The 10,850-nt window shown below is 34.2% G+C and carries 16 protein-coding genes; all 16 read left to right on the forward strand.

Translation table 11 applies throughout. From position 1 onward, the window contains the following. Nucleotides 1–8: 8 nt before the first annotated feature. The 16 genes from A2530_RS07520 to rplS all read left to right on the forward strand — a co-directional run bounded on the left by A2530_RS07520 (nt 9) and on the right by rplS (nt 10,508). Nucleotides 9–806 carry a 4-(cytidine 5'-diphospho)-2-C-methyl-D-erythritol kinase gene (locus A2530_RS07520; protein ID WP_294884654.1) on the forward strand — a complete coding sequence of 266 codons (798 nt, stop codon included), beginning with the start codon at nt 9–11 and terminating at the stop codon, nt 804–806. After that, nucleotides 806–1,258 carry an SsrA-binding protein SmpB gene (gene smpB, locus A2530_RS07525; protein WP_294884652.1) on the forward strand — a complete coding sequence of 151 codons (453 nt, stop codon included), beginning with the start codon at nt 806–808 and terminating at the stop codon, nt 1,256–1,258. Before A2530_RS07520 ends, smpB begins: the two co-directional genes overlap by 1 nt. Beyond that, nucleotides 1,258–2,121, forward strand: coding sequence for a M23 family metallopeptidase (locus tag A2530_RS07530; RefSeq protein ID WP_294884650.1), 864 nt, complete (start codon nt 1,258–1,260; stop codon nt 2,119–2,121). The genes smpB and A2530_RS07530 overlap by 1 nt, the downstream gene beginning before the upstream one ends. After that, entirely contained in the window at nt 2,121–2,690 is a 570-nt protein-coding gene (locus tag A2530_RS07535; protein WP_294884648.1) for a tetratricopeptide repeat protein, read from the forward strand. The genes A2530_RS07530 and A2530_RS07535 overlap by 1 nt, the downstream gene beginning before the upstream one ends. Before the next feature lie 9 nt (nt 2,691–2,699). After that, a complete protein-coding gene (locus A2530_RS07540; RefSeq protein WP_294884646.1) occupies nt 2,700–3,422 on the forward strand; it encodes a Nif3-like dinuclear metal center hexameric protein in 723 nt (240 codons plus the stop codon). A 36-nt stretch (nt 3,423–3,458) separates the two neighbouring features. Continuing rightward, nucleotides 3,459–4,172: a C4-type zinc ribbon domain-containing protein gene (locus tag A2530_RS07545; RefSeq protein ID WP_294884644.1), complete on the forward strand. Its 714-nt coding sequence runs from the start codon at nt 3,459–3,461 to the stop codon at nt 4,170–4,172. Nucleotides 4,173–4,174: 2 nt separating this feature from the next. Continuing rightward, on the forward strand, nt 4,175–5,353 hold the full coding sequence (gene waaA / locus A2530_RS07550; protein ID WP_294884642.1) for a lipid IV(A) 3-deoxy-D-manno-octulosonic acid transferase: 1,179 nt from the start codon (nt 4,175–4,177) through the stop codon (nt 5,351–5,353). Between the two features lie 116 nt (nt 5,354–5,469). After that, a complete protein-coding gene (locus A2530_RS07555; protein ID WP_294884640.1) occupies nt 5,470–6,204 on the forward strand; it encodes an RNA pseudouridine synthase in 735 nt (244 codons plus the stop codon). A gap of 25 nt (nt 6,205–6,229) precedes the next feature. Further along, entirely contained in the window at nt 6,230–6,454 is a 225-nt protein-coding gene (locus A2530_RS07560) for a GIY-YIG nuclease family protein (protein ID WP_294884638.1), read from the forward strand. Then, nucleotides 6,454–6,903, forward strand: a complete 450-nt coding sequence (locus A2530_RS07565; RefSeq protein ID WP_294884637.1) for a YaiI/YqxD family protein — start codon at nt 6,454–6,456, stop codon at nt 6,901–6,903. The genes A2530_RS07560 and A2530_RS07565 overlap by 1 nt, the downstream gene beginning before the upstream one ends. A gap of 97 nt (nt 6,904–7,000) precedes the next feature. Continuing rightward, nucleotides 7,001–8,347 carry a signal recognition particle protein gene (gene ffh / locus A2530_RS07570; RefSeq protein WP_294884635.1) on the forward strand — a complete coding sequence of 449 codons (1,347 nt, stop codon included), beginning with the start codon at nt 7,001–7,003 and terminating at the stop codon, nt 8,345–8,347. A gap of 115 nt (nt 8,348–8,462) precedes the next feature. Continuing rightward, a complete protein-coding gene (rpsP, locus tag A2530_RS07575; protein ID WP_294885146.1) occupies nt 8,463–8,693 on the forward strand; it encodes a 30S ribosomal protein S16 in 231 nt (76 codons plus the stop codon). 2 nt (nt 8,694–8,695) lie between these two features. Further along, nucleotides 8,696–8,935 (forward strand): KH domain-containing protein, encoded by a 240-nt coding sequence (locus tag A2530_RS07580; RefSeq protein WP_294884634.1) that lies wholly within the window; start codon nt 8,696–8,698, stop codon nt 8,933–8,935. Further along, nucleotides 8,916–9,455 carry a ribosome maturation factor RimM gene (gene rimM / locus A2530_RS07585; protein ID WP_294884632.1) on the forward strand — a complete coding sequence of 180 codons (540 nt, stop codon included), beginning with the start codon at nt 8,916–8,918 and terminating at the stop codon, nt 9,453–9,455. Before A2530_RS07580 ends, rimM begins: the two co-directional genes overlap by 20 nt. Continuing rightward, a complete protein-coding gene (gene trmD, locus A2530_RS07590; protein WP_294884631.1) occupies nt 9,455–10,159 on the forward strand; it encodes a tRNA (guanosine(37)-N1)-methyltransferase TrmD in 705 nt (234 codons plus the stop codon). Before rimM ends, trmD begins: the two co-directional genes overlap by 1 nt. Next, nucleotides 10,149–10,508 (forward strand): 50S ribosomal protein L19, encoded by a 360-nt coding sequence (rplS, locus tag A2530_RS07595; RefSeq protein ID WP_294884629.1) that lies wholly within the window; start codon nt 10,149–10,151, stop codon nt 10,506–10,508. The genes trmD and rplS overlap by 11 nt, the downstream gene beginning before the upstream one ends. Nucleotides 10,509–10,850 lie beyond the last annotated feature (342 nt).

Consider the following 10,850-nt stretch of genomic DNA (forward strand, 5'->3'; position numbering starts at 1 on the left):
ATAAACAAATGAAGCTTTATAAAGCTTATGCGAAAGTAAATGTTTTTTTAAAAATAACAGGCAAAAGAGATAATTACCATGAGATTGTCTCAAGGTTTGTAAAAGTGGACTCTTTGTATGATGAACTTTCGTTTGTTACAAAAGAAGATGAAACAGACGAGCTTAAAATTATCGGCGAGTTCTCTTGCTCGACAAAGCAAAATACTATTTATAAGGCATATATGGCTCTTTTGGATGCTTTGGATAATACTCGCACTAATTCTCTTAAAAATTTGATGAGAAAATATGCAGTACATGTAAATAAAAATATCCCGGCTTTTGCAGGTCTTGGCGGCGGAAGCAGCGATGCGGCAACATTTTTAAAGATGTGCAACGAAGTTTTGCATCTTGGACTTAGTAAAAATGAGCTCTCGCTTGTCGGATTAAAAGTCGGAGCCGATGTTGCATTTTTTATTTACGGCTACGACAGTGCTAATGTAAGCGGAATAGGCGAAATAGTTGAAGAGTTTAAAGAGGAGCATCTTGATTTTGAAGTTTTTACTCCAAAGCTAGAGATTAGCACACCGAAGGTTTATGCAGCATATAGAGAAAATTTCTATAATCCAATAGACGGTTTTGAGGCTAATAAGCTTAAAAAAACATCATCACTGGATATACTTAAAACCATGAAGCCTGATGAGGCAAACGACCTCTTTAAACCTGCACTTCAAGAGTATAAAGAGCTGAAAAATTATTATAAACACGGATACTATTTTAGCGGAAGCGGAAGCAGTTTTTTTAGAGTAAAAAATAAGGAAAATGAGTAATGGGCGAAACGATAGCAAAAAATAAAAAAGCCTATTTTGATTACTTTTTAGAAGAGAAGTTTGAGGCGGGTTTAGTTCTTAAAGGTAGCGAGATAAAAGCCATAAGAGCAGGGAGAGTAAACTTAAAAGATAGTTTTATCCGCTTTGTGCAGGGTGAAGCATTTTTGTTTAATGCCCACATAGGAAGGCTAGAGACGACTCATCACTTTTACGCACATGAAGAGCGAGGAAGCAGAAAACTTCTTTTACATAAAAAGCAGATAGTAAAAATGATAAAAGCAGTTGAAAAAGATGGTTACACGGTTGTCCCGCTTCAGCTCTATTTTAACGATAGAAACATTGTAAAAATCCAGATTGCCATAGCAAAAGGTAAACAGCTCCATGACAAAAGAAACGATTTAAAAGAAAAAGATATGAAGCGTGATATAGAGCGTTCAATGAAGGATTATTGATGAGGTTGTTTTCTCTTCTTATGCTCTTTACATGTACGCTTTTTTCTTTTAACGTTGACATCTCAGACTCAACTATTTCAAACGGAAAAACGGCGTTGTTCGAGTTTGAAAAAGAGAAAAATATAGATTATGAAAAGATTGTTAGCGAAAATAAAACATATAAGATTTTTAAAAATCCTATAGATGATAAAAAATATTATGCACTCCTTCCCATAAGTTATTATGAAAAACCGAGTAAAAAAGAGGTTGGAATTTTTTACAAAGAAGCAGCGACACAAAAGAGTAAATCTTTTTTTGTACATGTAGAAGATGGAAAGTATGAAAAAGAGACGTTAAAAGTAGATGGCTCAAAAGTGACTCTAAACGAAAAAGATAAAAAAAGAGCTTCTATAGAGTATGAAGAGGCTATGAAAATATATAACATGTCAACCCCCAAAAGTTATATAACATCAAGTTTTATCGTTCCGCTAAAAAGTAAAATCACAAGTGATTTCGGCAAGGCAAGAGTTTATAACGGAAGCTTAAAAGGTTACCACAGCGGAACCGATTTTAGAGCAGATATTGGCACGCCTTTATTAGCATGTAATGATGGGAAAATTGTTCTGGCTAAAGATAGATTTTACTCAGGCGGTTCGGTCTTGATAGATCACGGACACGGCGTCTATTCGTGCTATTTTCATATGAGTAAATTCAATGTAAAAAATGGAAGTATTGTAAAAAAAGGCGAAGTTATCGGATTATCAGGTAAGAGTGGCAGAGTAACAGGCCCTCATCTTCATTTTAGTTTTAGAGTAGGCGGTGAGCAAGTTGACCCACTTCAATTTATAGAACTAATGAATAAAAAATTATTAAAAGGCATATAATGACACTATTTCAAGTAATAATGCTAGGTATCTCCGCATTTTTTGCATTTAAAGTTTATGAGCATATTCAAACACTGCAAGATCCACAGCCAAAAAAAGATAACCATACTCCATCTTCTTTTGACCCTGAGTCATTGGTTCAAAGAGCTGATGAAGCGTTTGATGAAGGTGATATGCAAAAAGCTTTGGCTTTATACAGTGAAGCAAACACAAAAGTATCGCAAGATGCGGACATTTTGTTTAAGATAGGCTATATTTTACAGCAATCAGGCGATAACAGTGAAGCCATAAGGTACTTTAAAGAAGCACTTGAGAAGGATAACAAAAATGAGTATATTCATAATTCTATAGCTTCTGTTTATAGAGCAGAGGGAGAGTTTGTGTCTGCTAGGATGCATCTAAGCGCATCTTTAAATATCAATCCAGATAATGCTGTTACATATTATAACTATGGTAATCTTTTAGTTGACATGAAGCATTTTGACGAAGCAAAAGAGATGTATAAAAAAGCTATTGAGATAAATCCTGATTTTAGCGAAGCAAAAGAAGAATTAGCAAAACTTGCTTAGGAGAAGAGAATGAAAATATCCCAGATATATGAATTTTTAAATAACCTCTCGCCGTTTGAACTTCAAGAGCCTTGGGATAATTCAGGTTTGCTGCTTGGAGATTTTAATCAAGATATACAAAAAATAGTTCTAAGCATAGATGTTGACGAGATGCTTATAGAGTCAATGGAAGAAAACACTCTTTTAATAACACATCATCCGTTGATTTTCGGCGGTCTAAAACAGTTGGAATTTAGTAAATATCCGGCAAATTTGATTCATAAAATGATACAAAAAAATATCTCAAATATTTCAATGCATACGAATTTTGACCAAACACATCTAAACGAGTATGTTGCAACGGAGATTTTAGGTTATAAGATTGCTCAAAAAGAGGGGTTTGTTGCATATTTGGACGTAGATGAAGATTTTGATGTTTTTGCTAAAAAAGTAGCATCTGCATTTTCACTCCCTCACGCAAAATGTGTAAAAAGTTCAGGGAGGGTAAAAAGAGCAGCTCTTACAACAGGTTCAGGATGCTCTTTAATAAAATCGATAAAGGCTGACTGTTTTTTAACCGGGGATGTAAAATATCACGATGCTATGGAAGCAAAAAGTATAAATTTATCCTTAATTGACATCGGACATTTTGAGAGTGAACGCTTTTTTGCAGATATTTTGTTAAAACATTTGAAAAATTTAGGTTTAGAAGCTATAATTTCATCATCAAAAAACCCTTTTACTTATATCTAAGAAATCGGTACAACTATTTAATCCAAAAGGAGATTAATGAACTTACACCTAAAACAGCTAATTGACCTATCACATGTTGACAAAGCGATAGATGCTTTTGAGCCTCAAATTGAGGAAGCTAATTATAAATATGAAGCTGCTTTAGCTAAAAAACAGAGTATCGATTCTGATATTGAGAGCTTAAGCAAAGAGATAAGAGATGAAGAGATTAAAAAGAAGAAGAACGAGCTTCATCTTGGGGAGCTTTCTCAAAAATTAGAAGAAAATTCTAAAAAAAGTCATGAAATCAAAACTGAACGTGAAATGAAATCACTTCAGCTTGAAGAGGAGATTGCAAAAGAGCAGGTAACTTTTGCAAATGAAGAGATTGAAAGACTTGAGAGAATTATTGATTTAAAAACAGAACAGGTAGAAGCCGCAAAAACATCTCTTGAAGAGATAGAAGCAAATTTGGCATCTATAAAAGCTGAAGTTGACCAAAAACTTGAAGTTATCAACAATTCACGTCAAGAGGTATTTATTCAAAAAGAGAAATTAATTTCTGAAATGAATCAAAAAGGGCTTGCATTTTATCAAAAAATCCGCAGATGGGCTAAAAATTCTACCGTTGTTCCGGTTGAAGAGCAGGCTTGTATGGGTTGTCATATGGTTATAAATGATAAAATTTATGCAGATGTAATAAAAGCTGAGGAGATTACAACTTGTCCACACTGCGGACGTATTCTCTATATGGAAGCTCACGAAGAATAGGCTTGAAGCCTTTTACTCTTTTATACTTTATCATAAGCGTAGTGCTTTACTTAGTTGCACTGCCGCTTTTGGTATATCTCTCTTTTAAACAAAAATATAAAGAATCAATCCCTGCTCGTTTTTTTCTTTTTAACAATCCAAGATTTAAAGGTAGCGGCGGAATTTGGTTTCATGTATGCTCGCTAGGCGAAGCAAGGGCATTAAAACCGATTTTGGAGCTTTTAAAGGGTTGCGATATAAAAATAACAACAATAACTCATACGGGGCAAGCCGAGGCTAGGAGATATGATGCCGAGGTTAGATATCTGCCCTATGAGATGCTTGTGCCGTTTTGGGCTAAAAGAGAAGAGTTTTTGATAGTTTTAGAGGCGGAATTTTGGTATATGCTTTTTACTGTTTTAAGAGCAAAAGGAGCAAGAATTATACTTTTAAATGCTCGAATCTCTGAGAGAAGTGTAAAAAAATATCTTCAATTTGCATGGTTTTATAAAAAAATACTTTCACATGTAGAGATTGTTTATGCTCAAAGCGATGCTGATAAAAATCGATTTTTAGCACTTGGGGCAAAAAATATTGAAGTTATCGGAAATATAAAATTAGCGGGAAAAATTACACAAACAAAAGAGTATAAAAAACCAAATGTAGAGTTGATAGTTGCAGGAAGTACTCATGAAGGTGAAGAAGAGAGCGTCTTAAAATCTTTTGTCGAGTATAGAAAGCAAAGTGACGCAAAGCTCGCCGTAGTTCCTAGACATCCTGAGAGATTTGAAGCGGTATTTTTGCTTATGAAAAGCTATGCAGATAAAAATCTTTTTACGTTAAGCAGATTTTCTCAAGACAAAGAATTTAAAGCTGATATGATTTTAGTCGATGCGATGGGTGAGTTGAATAATATTTACGCAATCAGTGATATAGCAATACTAGGAGGTGCTTTTAGAGAGGATGTCGGTGGACACAATCCTCTTGAACCTGCACATTTTGGATGTAAAATAATTACTGGGAAACACTTTTTTCATCAAAAAGAGCTTTTCAAATATGTTCATCATGTTCAATATGTCGAGAGTGATGAGATACATAAAGCACTTATGACATGTAGAGATTTGCCGCCGAGTGTAGTTGAAGAAAAAATCAACCTAGAACCTGTGATTGAGAGAATAAAAAATCCAAATCTACCCCTTTAGGGGTTAGCTTCAGTGCCCGAGCGGCTAGCGAAGCCAAAGGGACGAGTTCCTTTGGCAGACAAATAAATGGAGGGTTTCCTTCATTTTTTATAAAAAAACTAAGGAAATAATATAAAATGGCACTAGAAAAAGCGTATAAACTTTTAGCAGCACAAGAGGGAATCTCTAATTCAGAAGCAAAATCAATGATAGACCGCGGTTTGGTATATGCAAGCAATAAGAAGGTAATGATTGCTCGTGGAGACATTGACACAAAAACAGTGTTTAAAGTTGAAAAAGTAGAAAAAATAAAACCTATTTTTGAAAACAACGATTTGATTGTAGTAGATAAGCCGGCACATGTAAATTCTGATGAGATAGAAAGACAGTTTAAACCGGCAGTACTTTTGCACAGACTTGACCGCGAAACAAGCGGTGTTTTAATGCTTGTGAAAAATGAAGAGTTTAGAGAAAAGGCGATAATGGAGTTTAAAAAAGATAGAGTTTATAAAGAGTATATCGCATGGGTTGAAGGAATTATTTCCGAGCCTGTTGATATTGATAAACCGATATTAACTACTAAGAAAAACAATCGTGCAACATCAAATGTATCAAGTAAAGGAAAACCTGCTAGAACAGAGGTTTTTCCTGATTTGGTAAGTGGAAATAAAACTAAAATTAAGTGTATTATCCATCATGGAAGAACTCATCAGATAAGAACACATTTAAGATATATAGAACATCCGATAGTCGGCGATGAGCAGTACGGTGGAAGACGTGCAAAACGCGTTATGCTTCACGCTTATAAAGTAAGACTTCTGGATATGGAGTTTGTAGCACCTGAACCAAAGACTTTTGTTCACTTTGAATAGTACAAAAAGCTTGTGGTATCTCTACATGTTAAAGTGTAGTGATGAGAGTTTATACACAGGAATCACTACCGATTTAAATAGAAGGCTAGATGAGCATAATAACTCGCCAAAAGCCGCAAAATATACGCGTGCAAGAAGACCGCTAGAATTGATTTACTTTGAAGAACATAAAGATAAAAGTAGTGCTTCTAAGCGAGAATATGAGATAAAAAAACTCTCAAGAGTAGAAAAAATGAAGTTGATAAAATAGTGCGTTTGTTTATTGATGGCGATGCATTTCCTAACCTGCTAAAACCAATTATTTTCCGCCAAATCCAGAGATTAAATATAGAAACAATTGTTGTCTCAAATAAACCTATAACAATCGGTAAATTAAAACTTATTACTTACGTAATTGTTGAACAAGGCGCAGACGAAGCCGACAATTACATTGCCGAAATGCTTAAAGATGGAGATTTGGTTATAACGGCAGATATCCCCTTGGCAGATAGAGTTATAAGTAAATCAGCACATGCAATTGATCACCGCGGAGAACTATATAGTGTGGATAATATAAAACAGTATCTAGCTATGAGAAATTTAATGGAAAAGATAAGAGAGAGTGGAGAGATTACAAAAGGTCCAAAGCCGTTTGAACAAAAAGATGCACATCTGTTTGCAAACCAGCTTAATAAGTTTTTAACAAAGCATTGTAGATAGGTTTTACTTTAAATTTATAATAAAAGAATTCTTAAAGTAAGTTTCAGCTACAATTCGCCACTTTTTACACCTGAGATAATTTAAAAGAGGAGGGTTTATGTTTGATATATTAACAGATTCGTTTACAAATGCTATTAAAAAAATTCGTTTTCATGATGATGAAAAAGCCCTTACTAAAGCTCTTGATGAACTTAAAAAATCTCTTTTAAAAGCGGATGTAAATCATAAAGTCGTTAGAGATTTAATACTTAAAGTTCAAACAGAAACTAGAAAAAACGGAATCGGTAAAGATCAGTTTTTAGATGCTCTAAGAGCTACGTTATACGAGCTTTTAGAAATCGGCGGAAATAGAGGTTTTATATTTTCATCAAAACCTCCGACCGTTATTCTTATGACCGGACTTCAAGGTTCAGGAAAAACAACTACAACCGGAAAACTTGCTTATTATTTAAAAGCTAAACAAAAAAAAGTACTTGTTGTAGCAGCTGACCTTCAGCGTTTAGCGGCAGTTGAACAGCTTCGTCAAATTACGGCAAAAATCGGGGTTGAGCTATATGAGAATGAGAGTACAAAAAATCCAGTAGAAGTTGTTACTGCGGCACTTAAGAAAGCAAACAGCGGGATTTACGATGTTGTGCTTATAGATACTGCAGGGCGTTTAGCGATAGATAACGAACTTATGGATGAACTTGAGGCTGTTAAAAAAGTAGCTAATCCTAGTGAAATATTTTATGTTGCAGACTCTTTAACAGGTCAGGACGCTATTAAAACAGCAACGGCATTTAAAGAGAAAATCGGAATAGACGGTGTAATTCTAAGCAAATATGACGGTGATTCAAAAGGTGGTGTCGCTCTTGGTTTATCATCACAAGTTCAAGTTCCTCTTCGTTTTATCGGTAGCGGCGAGAAAATGGAAGACTTGGAAGTTTTTTTACCGGATAGAGTTGTCAACAGACTTATGGGTTTTGGAGACATTGAAGGTCTAGCTGAAAAAACTGCATCAGCGATTGATGAAAAACAGGCAAAAAGACTTACTTCTAAAATCAAAAAAGGCGAATTTAACTTCAACGACTTTTTAGAGCAGATGGAAAGTATGAAGAAGATGGGTAGCATGAAGTCACTTCTTGGTATGATTCCTGGCATGGGTAACATGTCAAAAGCACTTAAAGATTTTGATCTTGAAAATTCAGGTGAGCTTAAAAATATTAAAGCCATGGTCTCTTCAATGACAGCCAAAGAGAGAGAAAATCCTGATTTACTAAACAACTCTAGAAAAGCTAGAATTGCAAAAGGCTGCGGCTTAGAGATTGTTGAGATAAATCGTATGATTAAGCAGTTTAAAAATGCAGGTAAAATGGCAAAGAAATTTTCAGGTAAAAAAGGGATGCAAGACCTTCAGGCTATGATGGGTCAAATGGGCGGTGCCGGGGCACTAAGACGCTAACTACATGTAGAGAGTAAATCTATAAACTTTTAGAAGTTTATAGATTTGCATTCAAAATGCAAAATTTAACATATACAGCAAGTTGAAATATGACTTGTGCAGAGAAGGACAAAAAATGGCAACAGTAATTCGCCTAACTAGAATGGGAAGAAAAAAACAACCTTTTTACCGTATTGCGGTAACAGATTCACGTAAACGTAGAGATGGCGGTTGGATTGAGTTAATAGGACACTACAATCCAATGGTAGCAGAAAAAACTACAGTTGTTGATAGTGAAAGATTAGATTACTGGTTAAGCGTTGGTGCTAAAATGAGTGATCGTGTTAAAAAGATAACAGGTCGTTAATTATGATAGCAGATTTTGTCGCACAATTTGCAAGACTTATAGCATCCTATCCCGATGATGTAAGAGTTGAGGTAAAAGAGGGCGATGAAACAACAGAAATCTTACTTTATGCCAATCAAGCCGACATAGGCAAGTTGATTGGTAAAGAGGGTAAAATGATAGGTGCTATTAAGACTGTTATATCTGGCTGTAAAGCTAAAGACGGCGTAAGTTATCGTATAAATGTCGAAGCAATCAAGTAAACTGCTTCATATTGCTACAATCGGCAAATCTGTCGGTTTAAAAGGCGATATGAAATTTCATATTAAAAGTGATTTTCCTGAACAGTTCGTAAAGGGTGTGTCTTTTTTAATCAATGAAAATGAGAGTATAACTCTAAGTGAAGTAAATCATGAAAGAGAATTAATAAAAGTAGTCGGTTATAACTCTCCGGAAGAAGCAAAAAAACTTACAAACAAAAAATTATATACAACAATCGAGAGAACAAGAAAAGAGTGCCATTTAGAAGACGGTGAATATTTTTGGTTTGATATTGAAGATTGTAGCGTGGTTGAAAATGGCGAAGTTCTAGGAGTTGTTGAAGAGGTAGAAAGAATAGGTATAACTAACTATCTTAACATTAAAACTGATGAAGCTTTGATAAAAAAAGGTTTTGCAAAAAGTTTTTTAATTCCTTTTATAAAGCCATTTACTCTAAATACTGATATAGAAAGAAAAGTAATAATAGTTAGCGGTGCTATGGATATCTTAGAAGCGTCATAATGAAGTTTACTTTTGTAACTCTTTTTCAAAATATAGTTGAAGGATATTTTGGAGACTCCATTTTAAAAAGAGCAATTCAAAAAGATATTTTAAAAATAGAGTATGTAAATCCAAGAGATTTCAGCAACTCAAAACATAATAAAGTTGATGACACAGCCGTTGGAGGTGGAGCCGGAATGGTTATGAATCCACAGCCTTTGTACGATACTTTAAATGAATTAAAATCTAAAGACGCTGATGTACATCTTATTTTTTTAACTCCTGTCGCAAAACCTTTTAGACAAAATGATGCTAAAAGATTGGCAAAAAAATCTCATATAGCTTTTGTGAGTGGAAGATATGAGGGGATTGACGAGAGAGTTATAGAAAAATACGCAGATGAGGTTTTTAGTATAGGTGATTATATTTTGACCGGCGGAGAGCTTGCTTCTTTAGTTATATGTGATGCTATTTCAAGAAATATTGATGGTGTTCTTGGAAATAGCGACTCTTTAACTGTAGAAAGTTTTGAAAATAGACTTTTAGAAGCACCATCGTTTTCAAAACCGGAAAATTATGACAACAATAGTGTTCCATCAGAATACTTAAAGGGAAATCATAGTAAAATTCGCTCACTAAAATTAGCTCTGTCTGAATATAAGACTAAGTTCTTCAGACCAGAGCAGCTTTTAAAGCATAGAACAAGGAAATCTTATGAGAAATAAGTACATAGAAAACTTTGAAAAAGCACAAGTATCTGAGAAAAATATTCCAGATTTTCGTGCTGGTGATACTGTACGTTTAGCGGTAACAATTAAAGAAGGTGACAAAACTCGTGTACAAAATTACGAGGGTGTTTGTATTGCAAAAAGAGGTCAAGGTACTGGTCAGACTATTACAGTTCGTAAAATTGGTGCTAACTCTATCGGTATTGAGAGAATCTTTCCAATTTATTCTGACTCAATTAACGAGATAGCAGTTATTCGTCGCGGTCGAGTTCGTCGTGCAAAACTGTTTTATTTACGTGATCTTGCAGGTAAAAAAGCTCGTATCAAAGAACTTAGAAGAAAATAATCTTCTAAGTCTTACTATAACTCCTCTTCTTAAATAATTAATACTTCACAATCAAATAATAAAAAATACAGATTTTATCTTCTCAGTATAAATAGTTAGATATATCATATTTTTTTACTGCATGATAAGCAATATATAGTTAATTTTATATCCATAACATCTTTTAATATTACTCTTATTTATAAAGTTTTTATTGTGCTATAGACTATTAAGACATTGACAAATAATTCATTTATACCAAGTTTCTAAATTCTTTTCAAAACTTCCACACTTTAAGAAACATCTAAGCTATTACTCCCTATAATTCCCATCCACAAACACAGAGACCTAAAGTTTAGGGCT

The sequence above is a fragment of the Sulfurimonas sp. RIFOXYD2_FULL_34_21 genome, from assembly GCF_001830805.1.
Classification (GTDB): Bacteria; Campylobacterota; Campylobacteria; order Campylobacterales; family Sulfurimonadaceae; genus Sulfurimonas.